Origin of the sequence: Paenibacillus silagei, assembly GCF_017874735.1 — a bacterium.
In the GTDB taxonomy this organism is placed as follows: Bacteria; Bacillota; Bacilli; order Paenibacillales; family Paenibacillaceae; genus Paenibacillus_AQ; species Paenibacillus_AQ silagei.
The window spans coordinates 267,536-286,108 of the sequence record NZ_JAGGLV010000003.1; the positions used below are offsets into that span (position 1 = coordinate 267,536).

Consider the following 18,573-nt stretch of genomic DNA (forward strand, 5'->3'; position numbering starts at 1 on the left):
GACCCTTCCAGCTAAGGAAGGAAGAACCAGACACTGCTGTCAAATCGTGAAATGGCAAACCATTTCGCAGGTTTCACACCTGTCTTTTCATGAGCAATCTGTCTAATATCGAAGGTGTTGAAAGCGCTTAACAGAAAAGCGGGGAGGAGAGATCAACCCATGGCTCAAAGGTTTCATTCCAAAAGGAAAGTGCTCGCCACTGTTCTGGCTGCATTGATCGCCGGAAGCCTGATAATGATTGGAGCAATGAGCACGGCAACGCCCGATGAAGCAGCTCCGCTTCTGATCGTCAATGGTCAGGAGGCCACCACCGCTGAGTTCAACTGGCATCTTCAGCTGAACCGGGCGCTTACTGCCGATTACTTCATGCAGACTTATAATGCCGGTTATTCGGAGGACTTCTGGTTGACCGATTATTCCGGCGAGATTCCGCTGCAACGATGGATCAGGGACGCTCAGACTCAGCTATTGACCAAGCAAGCAGAGCTGCAGCTTGCAGAGGAAGCTGGAGTGATATCAGACATCAGCTTTGAGGCATTCCTGATTGGAATGGAGCGCGAAAATATACGGCGGAGTCAGGCGGCAGTGAACAAGGAGGTGGTGTATGGTCCTAAGCATCTGGATGGACAGGCTTACTACAGCTATTACATGAGCAATCTTGAGGATGCAACGATTGATGCGATGCGCCGTAATGGCTCTATCGTCATCACTGCTGAACAGGAGAGGCTGGAATATGAAGCTAATCTGGCTGCGAAATATTCCAGGCAGGGAACTATCCGTCTGGAATGGGTTACGCTGCCCTACGGACCGGAATCCGAATACAAAAATCAGAGCGGGGCCATGGACAGAATGAAAGACCTCCAGGCAACAGTACTGGCCGGAACAGAATCGACCGGAACCGAACTTACCGGAACAACTCTCCGTGAACAGGCGGACAAGCTTGGGGTCTATGCCCGCGAGCTAACCGTTACCAGCACCTCACGGCGGACAGCAGCGCTGGAGAATCCAATGGTGTTACTTGCTGCGGAGCAGCTTGCACAGGGACAGATGAGTAGCTTGATTGTAGAGAACGGGGCTGTCCACCTCCTGTACTGCCTGTCCGAAGCTGAGCCGGAAGTTCTGCCGTTCGATCAGGTTAAGGATAAGATTGCACAGGATCTGGCACAGCAGAAGTTCAGAGCTCTTGTGGATCACAAGCGGTCCGAAGCCGTCGTGGAATGGAATAACCAGATGGCTGAGGATCTGGCACGGCAGGCGATTCAATAACAATCTAAGGAGGAATTACGCAATAATGTTGAAAAAACTGACAATAACCATACTTGCGCTGGTGATGATCTGCACAGCGATGCTCCCCGCAATGGGCGTCTCAGCCCATACTGAAGAGACGGTGACCAATGAGTTCTCGGCCCTTCCGGCAGCGGAGTTACGCTCGGAGAATTGGGTGATTGACAGCAGCAACCCTCAATTCTTCAGCGGAGATGCTGACAGAATGGTCAGGACCTCAATGGATGCCGGATATGCAGTCTATCCAATGACAGGCATCCAGTCGTTCTCGCTTCAAACGTATTATTTCTCCGGCTCAACCGCCGTAGTCAAGTTCTACGGATCAGAGGATGCCGCAGACTGGACGGAGCTTCCGGCCGTCAATGACAGCCCGGCGGCGACCGGTTCGGGCTGGTACGGAACCATGTATACACCGTCAGGAGCACTGCCGGATGGTGTCAATTATCTCAAAATTGAAGTCAGCGGCGATCTCGATACCTGGATGACGCAGCTCGGAAGCCTTAAGCTCTCCAATGTATCCACAGCTCCGCTAACGGTGACCGATGAGCTGGATGATGTCTCACAGCTCTCTTCATACAGTGATAACTGGACCATGGATACCAGCAATCCCGATTATTTTGGCGGAGATGCTTCCCGGGCGGTAAGAACGGCCGAATCCGCTGAATTTATCGTATACCATCTGCATAACCTGCAGTCCTTCAAAGCCCGCCTGCATTCCTTTGCCGGCTCCAGCGGAAGCATCAGGTTCTATGGTTCAGCGGATGCCTCCGCCTGGGCGGAACTGCCCGCTGTTCAAGATGCTCCTCAGTCCACGGGTGACGGAGCTTGGACAGGAAGCAATTATACGCCTGCAGCGGTTATTCCACCAGGGATTCATTATCTGAAAATCGAACTAAGTGACGATTCCGCTCCCTGGCAGATGCAGCTAGGCTCGGTCTCCTTATCCAATAGAGTGCAGGGAGGCGGCGGAAGCAGTGGCGGAGACGGGGATTATTACGTCGATGCACTGACGGGCAGCGACAGTAATGACGGGCGAACACCGGAGACGGCGTGGAAGACCTTTACTATAGTCAATCAGACTACCTTTGAGGCCGGGGACCGGATCTTGCTGAAGAAGGGCGGCATCTGGAACGAACAATTATATCCCAAAGGCAGTGGAACGGACGAGAAACTGATCACTATCGGTGCATACGGCACCGGAAGCAAGCCGGTTATTAATGGCGGTGGTATGGCCGGCGGGGCCATATATTTACGCAATGCCTCGAATTGGATGATCCGCGATCTGGAGGTTACCAACTATGCCTCCGAGAGGGGAACGGTCTACCGCGAAGGGATTATGGTAGAGAACGCCAATGGAGGAATCTTAAGAAATATACACATTAAGGATAACTATGTGCATGATGTATCCAGCAGCTTCCGCTATCCTACCGTATCCGGGGCCGAAGGAGGTCCGCATGCGTTCGGCGGCATCTCTGTCTATGTCGGAGGAACAACGGGTACTGACAAGTTCGACGGGGTATGGATCGAAGGCAACACGGTGGAACGGATCGGGCGTACCGGGATTGTGGTATGGGATCAGCGGTTCAACGGAACGGATTATGCTACGGTCAATGTCACCATCCGCGGGAACTATGTCAAGCAGGCGGACAGTGACGGTATTCTCACCTTTGGTGTGAATGGGGGATTGATTGAACATAACATTGCAGAGGAAGGGGGGAACTATTCCGAGGAAGGTGAGTTCAACGGTTCCGCCGCGATCTGGCCGACCCGGGGCAGGAATAACGTTGTACAGTTCAATGAGTCCTTCAACACGAACAAGCCGGAAGGCGACGGCCAGGGCTTCAATCTGGATATTGATACCATAGACAGTGTGGTTCAATATAATTACAGCCATGGCAACAAAGGCGGATTCATGCTTTTCGTCGATGCGCGTTTGACTCCGGGGGTGCTGACAGGCTCCTCTAACAATGTGGTACGCTACAATATCAGCCAAAATGATCTGACGCACACCTTCAACTTCGCGGGCGGGGTTACGCCGGATACACAAATCTATAATAATACGATCTATATAGGAGCAGGGCAAAACACCAGGATTATCGACCATGAATGGGATGACGGCGGCAATATCAACGCTCCCTATTCCTTCAAGAATAATCTGGTCTACAACCTTGGACAGGGAGGATATAATCTGCCGGGGGTGAACGGCACCTTCGATCATAATCTGCTGTATGGCAACCATCCTGCAAGTGAGCCGGAGAATGCTAATTCCATCACAGCGAATCCGCTTCTTGTCGCCCAAGGCAGCGGCGGTACCGGCTGGATCACGGTGGACGGCTATAAGCTGAGAGACAACTCGCCTGCACTCGGGACCGGAGCTGTTATTGCCGACAATGGTGGACTGGATTACTGGGGCAATGCCGTGTCAGCGGATGCTCCGCCGAATATCGGAGCGTATAACGGTCCCGGACTTGATTCGGCAACGCTGCCTGAAGCACCCATAGATGATCTGCGGCTGTATTATGAAGGCCTGAAGATTGTCCCGCATATTAAGGACGGAAGCGGCGGCGGGATATCGCTTCAGCTTCAATTCACGAACAGCTCGGCCGCAGACCCTCTGGTCATTAAGAAGATTACCTGGTCTATCGGTGAAGGCAAAGAGCAGATTACAGGCAGCGAATCGAAGTTATCCGGGATCGCACCGGGCAGCAAATTCCCTTATTCCATTCCACTGCCGGGATTCTCTGAAGGCGTGAAGTATCCTCTGGAGCTGACCGTTGATCTGGAGGGGTACGAGGATGTCCACGTGAAGCGGAATATAGATATTAACCGGATGCCGAATCAGTCGGACACAGGCAGACCGGCGCTGATTGATCTTGCGGACGGAACCCCCCTACTGACGGATTACAACGGTGTTGATGATCTCAGTGGAACAGCGCAGCTGCGCTGGGATAAGGATCAGCTGTATTTGACAGCCGATATCCGTGATGATGTATTCACTCATAAGGCTTCCGGAATTAATATCTGGCAGAATGACAGCATCCAGTTCAGCCTTGCTCCCGGTGTACCGGGAGACAGCCAGTCCTGGTATGAATACGGGATCTCTCAGACGCCGGAGGGTCCGCAGATTTACCGCTGGTTGTCCATGAAGGGGGCAGCCACCGGAGTATTGACCACAGGAACGCTCAAGGTGACCAGAGATGAGCAGAATAAGGTAACCTCCTATGCCCTGGCACTGCCCTGGAGCGAAGTCAGCCCGGTCCGGCCAGCGGCGGGTGAAGTGTTGAGCTTCTCGATGCTGGTCAATGATAATGACGGAGCAGGCCGCAAGGGTTATATCGAATGGGGCTCAGGCATTGGCGGTGTGAAGGACCCGACTCTCTTCCGCACCTTTCAGCTGATGAATACCGGCGGGGAAGAAGAGCCGGAGCTGAGCAGCAATGCCGATTTGAGCCGGTTGAGTATTGACGGTACAGATATCACAGGGTTCGGGCAGGATAAGCTGAATTACACCATCAACCTTCCCTTTTCCAAGACTGAGGTGAATGTAACGGGGACTCCTGCTCATGCCGGGGCCACAGTGACAGTAACAGGCGGGAGCGGGCTTCAGGTAGGAGACAACAGGATTGATATCAAAGTGACTGCTGCCGACGGAACTACTTCCAAGACTTACACCGTAAATGCGGTTCGGAGCGGGGACAACGCGGGGACGGATACGCCTGAACCTACGCCCGGCAGCAATAACGGCAACAATAACGGCAACAGTAATAATAACAGCGGCGGAAGTAATGAAGGTACTCCCGGCACAGTAGGTGGTGAGATCATTACTCATTCACCGGGACTCCTTCAGCTACAAGCTGAACCGGGAGCCGATGGAATCATTCACGCGCAGCTTCGGGACGGAGAGATCCGGCAAGCCATGGATGGTGTGCAGAGTGGAGCACTGGTGCTTAAGCTGGCAGCAGAGAATGCTATGACCCAAGGAAGTGCTTTTCAACTACCGGTAAAAGAGCTGAAGGATCATGTAACCTCGCTGACCATACAAGCTGGCGGAGTGACCTTAACGATTCCCGTGGCTTCTCTGGTAGATAGTATTCCTGAGGGTTCCCGGCAGCTTGCGCTTTCCGTTCATGTTGCAAATGCTTCACAGCAGCCAGCGGACATGAATAAGAAATGGACAACGGATTCTGTGCACCGGATATCTCTGGCCGTGGACGGACAACAAATAGAAAGACTACGCAGGTCTGCATCCATGAAGGTATCCGTTGCATACGAATTGAAGCCGGGAGAAGCGCAGCATCAAGCTATCGCCTATTCCATCACTGGTGGAGGGCAAACCGAAGTAATTAAGAACTCTAAATATGTAGCAGGAGCAGGCGGCATTACATTTACAACACCAAACTTTGGCCTCTATGGCACTGCCAATGCAGGGGTTCACTTCTCCGATACGGACTCTAGTAACTCCATCATCCTGGAGGCATTGGCTGCCCGTGGCCTGGTTCGCGGTACAGGGGAGGGCAAATATGAACCTGACCGGCAGATCACCAGGGCAGAATTCATTCAACTGCTGGTATCCGCACTGGAGCTTCAAGGAGGGAATAACCAAGGGAAGTTCAAGGATGTCACTCCAGGTGCCTGGTACTACCAAGCCGTTACTACGGCTCAGGCTTTAGGTGTTGTTAACGGGCGGAGCGAGGACTTCTTCGGTGCAATGGAGCCGGTTACCCGCCAGGAGATCGCTGTTATGCTATTCCGCGCTATGCGTCTGAACGGACCTCAGCCGGAGGCTTCCAGCCCTGCCGCGTCCTTTACGGATCACAAGCAAATCGGAGCGTACGCTCTGGAAGCAGTTAACTATCTGCGGCAGACCGGTATCATCAAGGGCTATGGTGACGGTACTTACAAACCGCAGGGTTTGACCACGCGTGAAGAGGCTGCAGCGGTAATATACAGAATCATGGGATTGTGATTTCATTCTAGTGGAGGCTGCCGGGATTTCCCGGCGGTCTTTTACTGCTTCAGTTCAATTTGATAATCTCTAGACGGATTGCAGCTATACATTTGACTAACCACTACATTCTGTAGTAGATTATAACTACTACGTAGTGTAGTAATAATGTTATGGACGCATAACAGACATATGAGGTGTTCACGGTGAACAAGATTCAGAAGCTATCGGATACAGAATTAGAGTTAATGGAAGCCATTTGGGCGAGTACACCGCCAGTTACTTCAACGGAGCTGTTGAACCTGTTCGCGCATAAGGGAAGGGACTGGAAGGCGCAGACGATATCTACCTTTTTGTCACGGTTAGTGGATAAGGGGTTTCTGACGGCTACCCGGCATGGGCGGCTGAACAAATATGTGCCCGGCATTTCGCCTGAGGACTATAAGCTGGTGGAGACTCAGCATGTCCTGGACGGGCTGTATCAGGGTTCGGTCAAGAACCTGATCTCTGCCATGTATGACGGCGACAAGCTGTCGGACCAGGATATTGACGAGCTGAAGCAATGGTTCTCGGAAAAGTAGGTGATGACGATGAACACTCTGCTGAATCTTCTGATTTCACTAACCGCTGCCGGAAGTGTAGTAACCATCAGCATCTACGCACTAGGGAGGTTCTCTACCGGACATTTCCCGGCCCGATGGCGTTACGGACTCATTAAGCTGTCCTTAGTCTTTTATTTGATCCCTATAGCTCTGATCCTGCGGTGGTTATCCCAACACCTGAGCGCGCCGCGCGTAGTCACAAGTGTACAGAATCCTCAGAGTGGTAGGGTAACCGGAATTATAACGGAATCACTACAGCATGCAGCATTAACTTTAACAACAAGTACCGCCTATATTCTGCTGGGCATTTGGGCAGCGGGAGCTATCATTTTTGCCGCCTGGCAAGGGTATGCGTACCGCAGGTTTACCAGAGTACTTAAGCGTAACCGTACCATGGTACCGGAGAATAGTGAACCAGCCAAGATGCTAAGGAGCATCAAGGAGGAGCTTGGCCTCACATGTAGCGTGAAGCTCGCGTACAGTTCTGTCGCACGCAGTCCTTTTCTGGCCGGTCTATGGAGACCGTCGATCTATTTGCCTATACAGAGTCATGCCAATCTGGATATGGAGATGGTCCTGCGCCATGAATTGGTTCATCTGAAGCGGAAGGATCTGTGGATCAAGGCTGCACTGCTTGTAGTCCGTACATTACATTGGTACAACCCGCTAGTTCACACGGTTCGTCATGAGCTTCATACCTGGAGCGAGCTGACCTGTGATCAGGAAGTGGTGCAAGAGATGTCTCATGCCGACCGCAAACGTTACGGCGGGACGATTCTGAATGTCATGGCAGGGCCCACCAGTCAACCCGGAGCTTTCTACGCCTCATTATCCGGTGACGGCAAACAATTACAAAGGAGATTAACCCATATGCTTAACGTCAAAAAACTAAACAGACAGACCCTCTTCCTATCGGTTACCGCAGCCCTGTTAATTGCAGGGATCGGCACCTCTACGGCGGCATTGGCCTCCAAGATGACACCGCAAGTAGTCGCCGACTCGGAGTATACTTCTTCTGATAATGCCGCTTCCGAGATTGCGGCTTCTACAGTGCCCGAAGGTAAAATAACCGAGCCAGCCAAAGTATCTGGAACCCAGCCTGCCGAGAGCAGCACCATCCCCGCCCAGAAATATAAAGCAGGACAACTTGTTGCTGGGCCAGCTGAATCTGATGATTCTGCAACGGTTCCCGCTGAGCAGTCTCCAGGATCTGCTCAAGCAGAGATAATTGCCCAGCCGCTGCCTGAGCTTGTACCAGCCCCTGCTGAAGGTGCTCCCGTAACGATGCCGAAAGCAAGCGCTGTCCAATCTGATTCCGGGCTTGCCCCTGCACCAGTCCCTGACCAGAAAGAGGCCAATGTAGAGGCACTTCCCGAGCTGGTGCCGGCTCCTGCTGAGATCGTTCCAGCACCGGCAAAGTAAACATCCTGCATTCAACCTGCCGGTATATAATCACAGCCAGGGGCAGCTTCCCAAGCGGAGGCTGCCCCAGTTTTTTTTCACAAGCACGTTCTAGTCCCTGAAAGGTCTGAAGAATTCACGGATGTCATCCGCCAGCGGTCCCGGATCTTCCATCGCTGTGAAATGTCCGCCGCGGGGCATCGTGGTCCACCGTGTAATATTCAGATTGCGTTCAGCCCAGGCTCTGGGCGGCAGGCAGACATCCCCAGGGTATAGAGCTACAGCTGTTGGCACCTCAAAGGGTCCCAAGGGCGGCAAAGTATGAGTATTCTCATAATACAAATTCGCGGACGAGCCTGCCGTATTTGTAATCCAATAAATCATAATATTCGTAAGTAACTCATCCTCGCTGAAGCTTTGCCGCAGATCGCCCTTACAATCACTCCATGCCCGGAATTTCTCGATGATCCAAGCCGCCAGACCCACAGGGGAGTCGGTAAGCCCGTAAGCAATCGTCTGCGGCTTCGTCGACTGAATCTGCATATATCCGCCTTCCTCGGCGATCCATTGTGAGGTGTTTTGGATATACAATTGCTCCTCTTCCGTCAGCCCCGACTTATCCTGCACCGCCAGCAGATTCTTGATCAGGCCGATGTCAGTTAGGTGGATTCCGCTTAGCAACTCAGGATGGTTGAAGGCCAGATACCGGGTCACACCGGAGCCGATATCTCCGCCAGCCGCAGCAAACTTGCTGTAGCCGAGATGCTCGGTCATTAATGTGGCCCACAGCCCGGCTATGTTGGAATTGTTAATTCCTTTACGCTGCAGTCTATTTGAGAAGCCGAACCCGGGGACAGAAGGGACAATGACATCGAAGGCATCTTCGGGATTTCCGCCGTAGCTCGCAGGGTCGGTAAGCATGGGAATGATTTTCTCGTAGCGCAAGAAGCTGTCCGGCCAGCCATGGGTGAGGATCAGCGGGTGGGGATTAGGACCTTTGCCGCGTTCATGCACAAAATGGATATCTAGCCCCTCCACCTTGCAGCGATAATGTGCCAGCTTGTTCAGCTCCGCTTCCCGGGCCCGCCAATCGAACTGATCCCGCCAATAGGCAATAAGAGACTTCAAATATGCCTGATCTGTCCCCCTGTCCCAAGCAGCTTCCTCGAACAAGCCGGGCCAGCGGACATGCCCCAGTCTGTATTTCAGATCCTCCAGGACTTCATCGGCAACATGAATTTGATAACGTTCAACCGTCATTACAATCGCTCCTTAAGTGGAATAACTTCAGTACCAATGGGATAACTATATCACCTGGAGTAATGTTAGACATAGCAAGCTAATCAGGAATATATCTCATCGAAAGTGTGAAGCTGAATGCTTGAGAAGAAGCTGTTAGAGGAAAATACTCCTCACTGGAGAATTACTTTGTGGACGGAATCAAAGATTACGAGGTGAGGGAATGGATAGAATAACCAATATAAGAGTGGAAGAGAAGAAATATCATGATCAATGTTACGAGAGCAGCAAGCTATTCGAGCCAGGCTCCTGGCTGCACAAACCCGTTACTACAGTTATTAATCTTATTAATCAGTATAAGGATCAAGAATACATAAGCATACTGGATCTGGGAGCTGGGGTTGGCCGGAACAGCATTCCGATCGCCGAATCGATTAAGCCTAGGAATGGAAAAGTGGTATGTGTGGACCTGCTGGAATCAGCCATAGAGAAGCTGAAGAGTTACAGTCAGGAATTTGGTGTAGAGCCGTACATTGTACCCATTCTATCTGATATTGAACACTTCTCTATTGAACCAAATGAATATGATATTATCGTAGCCGTATCTTCACTTGAACATGTGAGCTCGGCACAGGTACTGGAGCAGAAGCTGTGTGAAATGAATGCCGGGACAAGAACAGGCGGGGCGATTTGTATTATTATCGCGTCCAATATCCTGGAAATGCTTGTAGAGAATAAGCAAGAGCTGGATCCCATGTTTGAAGTGAATCTGTCTACTGAGAGAATGATTGACCTTTTGAAACAGCAGTTTGCCGGATGGGAGATAGAGCAACTGATCGTTAAATCCTTAGCATTTGAGATTAACAGAAACGGGCAGCCCGTCAAGCTGACCTCTGATTGTATAACCTTTGTTGCCAAGAAAAGCTGATCTTATAGAGATCGGCTTTTTTTGATAAGTTATGATAGCAAAAAGCAAAAAGAAGCGGAGAGGAAATTTGGAACTGGAGGAGCGGTAGCGTCCGCCTTTGTATTTGGATTTCTACCGGCCAAATGTTCACCGCAGCGACGACCAAGCTTTGAGTTTTAATTTGAAGCAAGCAGTTGCTCAAATCCACTTAAATTAGATTTTCCCTCCCCGCCTGTGACCACACGCACCACATCTTCTGCGGAATCGGCTACATTAAGAGTAGGCCAAACGAAAGCTTTCACAAACTTCCGGAATTTGATTTGAATCCTCCTTTTTAAGCAGCTGGCGTAATAGAATGAGGTTGCTGATAAGGATTATCAATCAAATATTGGAGGCTAATACAAATGAGTACACAAACCAGACAAATCGCCGAAGGCATCCACTGGGTAGGCAAAATAGACAATCGTGAAGTCCCGTTCCACCGCCTGATTCTCGCCAAAGGCACCACCTATAATTCCTATCTCCTCAAAACCGGCAAGCCGACCGTAATCGATACGGTGGATATGGAATTCGGCCGCGAATATGCCGAGTGCCTCGCCGGAATGATTGATCTCATGGATATTCATTACATCGTCATTAACCATACGGAGCCTGACCACTCCGGCGGACTGGCGGCACTGGCCGCACAGGCACTGAATGCTACGATTGTCTGCACCGAGATCGCTGTACCGGAGCTGCAGGAGATGTATAAGCTGCACAGCCGCAACTTCCTGGTGGTGAAGGACGGAGACACCCTGGATATCGGCGGCAAAACCCTGCTGTTCAAAGAAACACCGTACCTCCACACCGCAGAGACGATGATTACATACTGTGTGGAAGACAAGATCCTGTTCCCTTGCGATATTTTCAGTACGCATGTGGCAGCTGAGCACCTGTTCAGCGATGAAGCAGGCTTCGATATCACTGAAGATTACAAAGGCTATTATGCAGCGATTATCCACCCGCACAGAAGATATGTAAGAACGCTGCTGGAAGCCGTGAAGGATCTGGAGATCCGTATGATTGCGCCATCCCACGGGTTCCTGATCCGCGAGGACATTCCTAAGTTCATCGGGCTGTACACTACAATGAGCCGGGAGACCACCCAGGGCAAGAAGGCTGTCATTGTCTACACTACCATCAAGAACAGTACGAAGAAGATGGCCGCGATCATTGAGAATTGCTTGAAGGAGAACAATATTGAGACAGAAGTCTGGAACGCAGATAAAAGCAGCACCGCAGACATCCTGCACAGCATCGAATCGGCAGACGCCGTCTTCATCGGCAGCTCCACGAAATATGCGGATATGATCGGGAACCTGGAGGAAGTGCTGAAAGGCATGCAGGAGATGAATCTGGAAGGTAAGCTTGCTACGGCGTTCGGCTCCTACGGCTGGAGCGGAGAAGCGATCGAGGTCATTCAGGATTACCTGAACGGAACGAACATGACTGTACAGAGCACCTCCGAGGTTATCAAAACCACAGGCATGACCCATGTGGAGTTCCCCGTACGGGTAAGATTCTCCCCAAGAGAGCCTGAGAAGGTCCAGAAGATTAAGCATGCCACCGAATTTGTCTCGGATCTGCTGCTCAGTTCAATCTAGGGAGGAGGAAGCGAACATGACGAAGCATTACGTAATCGTTGGGGGCGGTGTAACCGCCGTCCATGCCGCCAAAGCGATCCGCGATCAGGACGCGGATTCGGAAATCTCAATCATCGGGGAAGAGAGCGGCCTGCCGTATAACCGGATCAAGCTGACCAAGGGCCTGTTCACCGACCTGCACAGCGAGAAGGTTCTGATCAAGAAGGAGAAATGGTACCGCGATAACCGCATCACCGTACAGTCGTCCACCCGCATCGTGTCCATCCACCCGGAGCGCCAGACGGTAGAGACAGAGAGCGGCCAGTGTGTGGAATACCATAAGCTGCTGCTCTGCATGGGGGCAAAGAACCGCGCATTAACCATCCAGGGTGCCGGACTTGCCAATGTACACAGCATCCGGGAGCTGGCTGACGCAGACCGGCTGAAGAACAGCCTTAAGGAAGGCAGCCGCGTAACCGTCATTGGCGGAGGGGTGCAGGGAATTGAGACCGCCTGGGCGCTTCACGAAGCAGGGTATAAGGTAACTGTGGTTGAATACGCACCTGCCCTGATGGGCAGACAGCTGGACAGCTACTCATCCAAGCGCCTGCAAGAAACCCTCGAACAATCCGGAGTGAAGGTGATTCTTCAAGCGGGTGTGGCTGCCATAGAGGGGACAGAGTATGTCACCGGGGTTACGCTGAATGACGGCACGAGCTTCCCGTGTGACCATGTGGTCTACTCCATTGGGATTGTTCCGAATACTGCTCTGGTTGACGGCTCGGAGATTGAGGTCCGCAGCGGCATTATTGTGGATGAGCATCTGCAGACGAGTGCTCCGAATATCTATGCAGCAGGTGACGTTGCCGAGTTCTGCGGGCTGGTGGAAGGCCTGTGGGGCGGAGCGATGGAACAGGGGAAGATCGCAGGGAGCAATATGGTTGAAGCCCGGAGTGTATACCGCAGAGCGGTTCCGGTGACCTTGTTCAATGCGTTCGGGGTGTCCTTGTTCTCCATCGGCAACACTGATGAGCGGAATTGCGATGAGTCGGTATGCGGTGAAGAGAACGGGGCGTATACACGAATTTTTGTGAAGGATCATGTCATTGTAGGGGCGTTGTCCTGGCAGGGTGCTGCGGCTTCGCTGGCTTACAAGGCGGCTGTTGAGCAAGGCGTCCGGCTGAGCGGAAGTGCTGACGGCAAGAGCATTGAAGAGATTATAGCGGAAGCGCAGTCTGTATTGAATTAATTCACTAACCACAATAACAGGAGCTGATTACGATGAAAAAATATATCTGTACCCCTTGCGGCTACATCTACAACCCGGCGGTAGGCGATCCCGATGAGGATGTAGCTGCCGGCACAGCATTCGAGGATCTGCCGGAAGATTGGGTCTGCCCGGTCTGCGGAGAGGATACCAGCCATTTCGTGCCCGTTGAGGAAAAGAACACAATTGCCCATTAGAGGATTAAGGCTTCACATTTCACATTACAGGGGGAACGGTATGAAAGAGCATTCCTGCCAGCACGCCGCAGAACCTTGTACACGCAAGGTACCGATTTTTGCCGCGCTGACCGATGAGGATCTTACCCGGATCAGCGCCATGATTAAGCACCGCAAATTCACCAAGGGCCAGCCGCTAATTCTTGAAGGCGCGCCGTCCGATACGCTGTACATTATTCAGCAGGGACATGTGAAATTATCCAAGATCACACCCGAAGGGAAGGAACAGATTTTACATATCCTGACGAACGGGGATTTCTTCGGGGAACTTAGTATCTTCAACAGCGATGAGCTTAGCAACTTCAGTGCCTATGCGCTGAAAGACACCAATATCTGCCTGCTGACCCGCAGCGATATGGAGCAGTTAATGACCGAGAACCCCGACATCTCCCTGCGCCTGCTCTCAAGCGTAACCAAACGCCTTGCCCACACCGAGAATCTGGCACAGAGTCTGGCGACCAAGGACCCGGAAATCCGGATCGCGTATATGATCATGGAGCTGAGTGAGAAATACGGTAAGCCGCGCGGCGGACGCGTACATATCGACCTGCCGCTGTCCCGCGAAGAGCTGGCCAGTTATGTCGGAGTGACCCGCGAGACGATCAGCAGGAAGTTCTCCCGATTCGAGGACTCCGGCCTGATCAAGCTGATCGGCAACAAGCAGATGGTCGTCATGGACCTGGCTGGTGTGGAGCGTTTCATGGGAATATAAGGGGAGTTGAATATAGGCTAAGCGGCATTTCTACCATCCGGTGATGGGGAATGCCGCTTTTTGGCATGGATAACCGCTTCCTATGATAAATCTTAAGGCAATGTTAAGGTTACCCGTGTTTAACTGAAAGGTAGGGTCAACATAATGGATTTACAGCCCTGAGGGATGGGCGGGAGGAGAGGTGAAATGATGAACCAAACGATTCTGATTGTGGATGATGAGCAGGAGATCCGGGAGCTTTTGCGCCTGTATGTTGAAAAGGATGGATATACCGTGATCCAGGCCGGGAATGGAAGGGAAGCACTGAAGCAGGCTGCAGCTGTACGGGTTGATCTGGCTGTCATCGACATTATGATGCCGGAGCTTGATGGCTATCAGCTGATTAAGGGCTTGAGAGAGCACAGCAATCTGCCCATTATCGTTGTCAGTGCCAAGACAGAGAATCACGAGAAAATTCTGGGGCTTGACCTTGGTGCGGATGATTATGTGACTAAGCCATTTGACCCGCTTGAGGTGCTTGCCCGAATCAAAGCCCAATTACGCCGCTATAGCGGTGGTGCAGCGGATTCCGCAGCGGCGGTGCTGACGGCTGGGGAACTGTGTATGGATATTTCTGTTTGCAGTCTCCGCTTGGGCAGCGCCGCAATCCATCTTACCGCTACAGAATACAACATGATGAAGCTGTTCATGCAAAGTCCAGGACGCGTCTACACCAAACAGCAGCTGTATGAGGCGGCATGGCAGGAGACGGCTATCGTGGATGATAATACGGTGATGGTGGCCATCAGTAAGCTGCGCGCCAAGCTTCCCGGCGGCAGCGGGGTGTCCATTGGAACTGTGCGGGGATTAGGGTATCGGCTGGAGGTGCATCCATGAAAAACAAGCGGAGCTTCAGAAGAGTCATCATGCGCAGATTCATAGGCTGCACCTTCGGCATTGCGCTGACGCTCCTGGTTCTGGAGCTATTGTACGGTCTGTTGACATGGAAGAACGGGATGAACTTCGCGGAGCTGGCCTCTTCCCCGCTGGCCAAGGGAACGGAATCGCTTCAGATCACGCTGTCCGTGATCTGGATTCTTATTACAGCCGCCGTGTATTTTATCGGGATTGTCCTGTTCGGGCACGGGATCAACAGGAAGCTTATGGAGCCTGTAAGGAAGATGGAAGAAGGGTTCAAGGCGGTGACCTCGGGCCATTTGAATACCAGGCTGGATTTTGAGACGGAAACGGAATTTGCAGAAATGCGGGATGCGTTCAACTATATGGCCCAAAGGCTGAAGAATGCCGAAGAACAGCGGATGAGCATGGAGAATGAGCGGATGCAGCTGTTCTCGCATATTGCCCATGATCTGAGAACTCCCATGACTACGATTTCCGGCTATGCAGGGGCATTGGCAGGCGGGTTGGTTGAGGAACCGGACAAACAGCGGGAATACCATCTGGCGATCCAAGCGAAATCGGGACAGATGAACCAATTGATTGACCAGCTGCTGGCCTACTCCAAGCTGGGTGCGCCTGAATACAAGTTGAAGCTGGCGAAGGTTGATCTTGTGGAACTGCTTCGCGTATCTTGCGCTGCTTTGTTTGGTGAAATCGAAAGCAAACAGATGAGCTTAGAACTGCAGTTACCGGACCAGCCCGTATTTTATATAGCAGATCCGCTGGAAATTAGCCGGGCTATCGGCAATCTGCTGACTAATGCAATCCGCCATAACCCGTCAGGCAGCCTGTTATTCGTAGGACTGACGGATGAGCCCAGCCGGATTACAATCCATATTGCCGATAATGGAGCAGCGATCCCGGAGGCCATCACCGGAAATCTCTTCGAGCCGTTTGTCTCCGGCGACACTTCAAGAACCACCAGCAGTGGAACCGGGTTAGGACTGGCTATTGTGCACAAGGTGATGGAACAGCATTCCGGGGGAGTTAGCGTAATAGACGCAGTCTCACCCTATACCAAGGAGTTCGTCCTCATTTTCCCCAAAGGTTAAACCTGTAAGGTCACAAATAGACGGAGGAGTGACATGTATCTAAAATTAATTAAAAATGATCTGCGCAAAAGCAAGCTGATTACCGGCACGATTATGACGTTCATCCTCGTTGCCGCCATGCTAACCTCGCTCGCTGCATCGCTTACAGTGAATCTGTCCGGCGCAATTGATAACATGCTTCGATCGGCGAAGGCGCTCCATTTCATGCAGATGCATACTGGCAATGTTGATATGGACCAGTTGCGGCGCTTCGCAGACACGAATGGAAGTGTTGAGGAATATCAGGTGCAGGAGTTCCTAAATATTGAGGGTGCAGAGATAGTGATCGGGAACGATTCGCTTGCAGGAAGCATTCAGGACAATGGTCTTTCCGTACAGGGCAAGAAATTCGACTATCTGCTGGACTTAAACGGCGGGGTGATTTATCCGGCAGACGGTGAAATCTATGTCCCTGTCTATTACAGGCAGGAAGGAAACGCAGCACTAGGAGATACACTGACGATCCACGGTATTTCCTTCCACGTTGCCGGGTTTTTGCGGGATTCGACTATGAACGCGGCACTGGTAAGCTCCAAAAGGTTCCTGGTCAGCCAGACGGATTTCGAGAGGGTCCGTGAGTTCGGACAATTGGAGCACCTGATTGAATTCCGCCTGTCTGAGGGGGTTAACTATCCCGCTTTTGAGACAGCGTATCTGGATGCGGGTCTCCCGGCCAACGGTCCGCCTGCGATCACGTACAATCAGGTGAAGATGATTAACGGCATTACGGACGGCATTATGATTGCTGTGCTGGTGTTGATCGGCATGCTGGTTATCCTGGTAGGGTTCTTGTGTATCCGTTTTACACTACTGGCAACGATCGAAGAGGATTACAAGGAGATAGGCGTACTGAAGGCTATCGGGATACGGGTATCGCAGATTAAAAAGCTGTACCTTGCGAAATACGGCGTAATCGCAGGTGTAGCTTGTATGCTGGGTTTTCTGGCTTCTCTCCCGCTCCAGATCCCTTTTATGCACAATATTCGTCTGTATATGGGTGATAGTGGGAGCCGGTTTCCCGGCTTGCTTAGCGGACTTGCGGGGGCGGTGCTCATCTTCGCGGTGGTCATGCTATATGTGAATGGTGTGCTGCGGCGCTTCCGTAACATCTCCCCTGCGCAGGCGGTGAGGTTCGGCGCATCGCGGGAATCCTCGAAACCGGGCAGAAGCTTCCAGCTGAGTCACAACAGGCTGTTCACCCGGAATATCTTTCTAGGCATCAAGGATGTGCTGTCCCGTAAGAAGCTGTATGTCACCATGACGATGGTGCTGGTCATCTCCTCATTCATTATGATTGTACCTTACAATATGAGCAATACTATCTCTGCACCCGGTTTCATCACCAATATGGGGATGGGCATCAGCGATGTTAATATCGGAGTGCTGCGGACGCAGGTGGAGGATGTTCAGGGGAAGGCGGAGGTGGTTGCAGCTCGGCTGGATGAAGATAAGAACGTTGAGAAATATGCTATGTTCACCAGCCGGATGCTAGAGAGGAGAACGGATGACGGAACGCCAGAGAAGCTGCGGGTGACCTTCGGGGACTATTCCGCTTTTCCGGTTACGTACTCCAAAGGCCGTGCACCGCAAGCGGAAGCGGAGATCGCCGTCTCGGTACTAAATGCGGAAGACCTTGAAATGAATGTTGGAGATGAAATCGTTGTTATCGCTGACGGTACGGAAAAGCACCTGAAGGTGTGCGGAATTTACTCCGATGTCACGAACGGCGGGCGTACAGCTCAGGCTAATTTCAAGATGAAGCACGGGGAAATTCTAAGCGCCTCAATTGCGGTTACGTTCCGTGACCGTCAGAGTGTTCAGGCGGCTATATCACAGTACCGGGAACAATTCCCCTTTGCCAAAATTACCGGGATCGACGAGACCATCGGGCAGATGCTTGGTCCTATACGCAAGGCTATACAAAAGGCATCCATCGTCGCAACTCTGGCAACCGTCCTGCTTACACTGCTGATAACAACGCTATTCATGAAGTTGCTTGTGGCGAAGGACCGTTATTCCATTGCCATCTTGAAATCCATAGGCTTCACTAGCAGGGATATTCGGAGGCAATATCTTACACGCTCCGTTACCGTGCTGGGGATGGGTGTCATCACCGGTACGCTATTGGCAAATACGCTCGGAGAGCTTGCCGGTGTGGCGATCGTGTCGTCCTTCGGCGCGTCAGCCTTCCATTTCGAGGTAAATCCGTGGTTTGTCTATCTTTTTTCGCCCCTGCTGATTGCAGGCTGTGTCGTTGCAGCTACCAGGTTAGGCAGTACCGGCATCCAGGCTTTGCAAATTTCCGGGCATATCAAGGAGGATTAGCAG

The 18,573-nt window shown here is 51.9% G+C and carries 13 protein-coding genes; 12 read left to right on the top strand and 1 reads right to left on the bottom strand.

Translation table 11 applies throughout. From position 1 onward, the window contains the following. Positions 1–159 precede the first annotated feature (159 nt). The 4 genes from J2Z70_RS06645 to J2Z70_RS06660 all read left to right on the top strand — a co-directional run bounded on the left by J2Z70_RS06645 (position 160) and on the right by J2Z70_RS06660 (position 8,253). On the top strand, positions 160–1,266 hold the full coding sequence (locus J2Z70_RS06645) for a peptidylprolyl isomerase (protein ID WP_209870713.1): 1,107 nt from the start codon (positions 160–162) through the stop codon (positions 1,264–1,266). A 25-nt stretch (positions 1,267–1,291) separates the two neighbouring features. Next, on the top strand, positions 1,292–6,250 hold the full coding sequence (locus J2Z70_RS06650) for an S-layer homology domain-containing protein (protein ID WP_209870716.1): 4,959 nt from the start codon (positions 1,292–1,294) through the stop codon (positions 6,248–6,250). Between the two features lie 185 nt (positions 6,251–6,435). Continuing rightward, positions 6,436–6,810: a BlaI/MecI/CopY family transcriptional regulator gene (locus J2Z70_RS06655; protein ID WP_209870719.1), complete on the top strand. Its 375-nt coding sequence runs from the start codon at positions 6,436–6,438 to the stop codon at positions 6,808–6,810. 3 nt (positions 6,811–6,813) lie between these two features. Continuing rightward, positions 6,814–8,253 (top strand): M56 family metallopeptidase, encoded by a 1,440-nt coding sequence (locus tag J2Z70_RS06660; protein ID WP_245368056.1) that lies wholly within the window; start codon positions 6,814–6,816, stop codon positions 8,251–8,253. Between the two features lie 90 nt (positions 8,254–8,343). Here the strand turns inward: J2Z70_RS06660 and J2Z70_RS06665 are convergent, their stop codons facing one another. Further along, the gene (locus J2Z70_RS06665; RefSeq protein WP_209870725.1) at positions 8,344–9,492 is read right to left on the bottom strand and encodes an epoxide hydrolase family protein; all 1,149 of its coding nucleotides are present in this window, start codon (positions 9,490–9,492) and stop codon (positions 8,344–8,346) included. 202 nt (positions 9,493–9,694) lie between these two features. Here J2Z70_RS06665 and J2Z70_RS06670 point away from each other — a divergent pair, with 202 nt between their 5' ends. From J2Z70_RS06670 to J2Z70_RS06705, 8 genes are all read left to right on the top strand, one after another. After that, positions 9,695–10,399: a class I SAM-dependent methyltransferase gene (locus J2Z70_RS06670; RefSeq protein ID WP_209870727.1), complete on the top strand. Its 705-nt coding sequence runs from the start codon at positions 9,695–9,697 to the stop codon at positions 10,397–10,399. Between the two features lie 383 nt (positions 10,400–10,782). Next, positions 10,783–12,021, top strand: coding sequence for an FprA family A-type flavoprotein (locus tag J2Z70_RS06675; protein WP_209870730.1), 1,239 nt, complete (start codon positions 10,783–10,785; stop codon positions 12,019–12,021). A gap of 16 nt (positions 12,022–12,037) precedes the next feature. After that, on the top strand, positions 12,038–13,249 hold the full coding sequence (locus J2Z70_RS06680) for an NAD(P)/FAD-dependent oxidoreductase (RefSeq protein ID WP_209870733.1): 1,212 nt from the start codon (positions 12,038–12,040) through the stop codon (positions 13,247–13,249). Between the two features lie 32 nt (positions 13,250–13,281). Then, complete coding sequence (gene rd, locus J2Z70_RS06685) at positions 13,282–13,464, top strand: rubredoxin (protein WP_076075525.1); 183 nt, start codon at positions 13,282–13,284, stop codon at positions 13,462–13,464. 40 nt (positions 13,465–13,504) lie between these two features. Then, positions 13,505–14,215: a Crp/Fnr family transcriptional regulator gene (locus tag J2Z70_RS06690; RefSeq protein ID WP_209870736.1), complete on the top strand. Its 711-nt coding sequence runs from the start codon at positions 13,505–13,507 to the stop codon at positions 14,213–14,215. Positions 14,216–14,401: 186 nt separating this feature from the next. Then, positions 14,402–15,091, top strand: a complete 690-nt coding sequence (locus J2Z70_RS06695) for a response regulator transcription factor (protein WP_342592994.1) — start codon at positions 14,402–14,404, stop codon at positions 15,089–15,091. Then, positions 15,088–16,206 (top strand): HAMP domain-containing sensor histidine kinase, encoded by a 1,119-nt coding sequence (locus J2Z70_RS06700; protein ID WP_209870739.1) that lies wholly within the window; start codon positions 15,088–15,090, stop codon positions 16,204–16,206. Before J2Z70_RS06695 ends, J2Z70_RS06700 begins: the two co-directional genes overlap by 4 nt. 33 nt (positions 16,207–16,239) lie before the next feature. Continuing rightward, on the top strand, positions 16,240–18,570 hold the full coding sequence (locus tag J2Z70_RS06705) for an ABC transporter permease (RefSeq protein WP_209870741.1): 2,331 nt from the start codon (positions 16,240–16,242) through the stop codon (positions 18,568–18,570). The last annotated feature ends 3 nt before the right edge of the window (positions 18,571–18,573 follow it).

Coding starts and splice junctions, on each gene's coding strand:
- J2Z70_RS06650 (WP_209870716.1), top strand. CDS start 1,292: ATGTTGAAAAAACTGACAATAACCATACTTGCGCTGGTGATGATCTGC.
- J2Z70_RS06695 (WP_342592994.1), top strand. CDS start 14,402: ATGATGAACCAAACGATTCTGATTGTGGATGATGAGCAGGAGATCCGG.
- J2Z70_RS06670 (WP_209870727.1), top strand. CDS start 9,695: ATGGATAGAATAACCAATATAAGAGTGGAAGAGAAGAAATATCATGAT.
- J2Z70_RS06680 (WP_209870733.1), top strand. CDS start 12,038: ATGACGAAGCATTACGTAATCGTTGGGGGCGGTGTAACCGCCGTCCAT.
- J2Z70_RS06690 (WP_209870736.1), top strand. CDS start 13,505: ATGAAAGAGCATTCCTGCCAGCACGCCGCAGAACCTTGTACACGCAAG.
- J2Z70_RS06660 (WP_245368056.1), top strand. CDS start 6,814: ATGACGATGAACACTCTGCTGAATCTTCTGATTTCACTAACCGCTGCC.
- rd (WP_076075525.1), top strand. CDS start 13,282: ATGAAAAAATATATCTGTACCCCTTGCGGCTACATCTACAACCCGGCG.
- J2Z70_RS06675 (WP_209870730.1), top strand. CDS start 10,783: ATGAGTACACAAACCAGACAAATCGCCGAAGGCATCCACTGGGTAGGC.
- J2Z70_RS06645 (WP_209870713.1), top strand. CDS start 160: ATGGCTCAAAGGTTTCATTCCAAAAGGAAAGTGCTCGCCACTGTTCTG.
- J2Z70_RS06665 (WP_209870725.1), bottom strand. CDS start 9,492: ATGACGGTTGAACGTTATCAAATTCATGTTGCCGATGAAGTCCTGGAG.
- J2Z70_RS06705 (WP_209870741.1), top strand. CDS start 16,240: ATGTATCTAAAATTAATTAAAAATGATCTGCGCAAAAGCAAGCTGATT.
- J2Z70_RS06700 (WP_209870739.1), top strand. CDS start 15,088: ATGAAAAACAAGCGGAGCTTCAGAAGAGTCATCATGCGCAGATTCATA.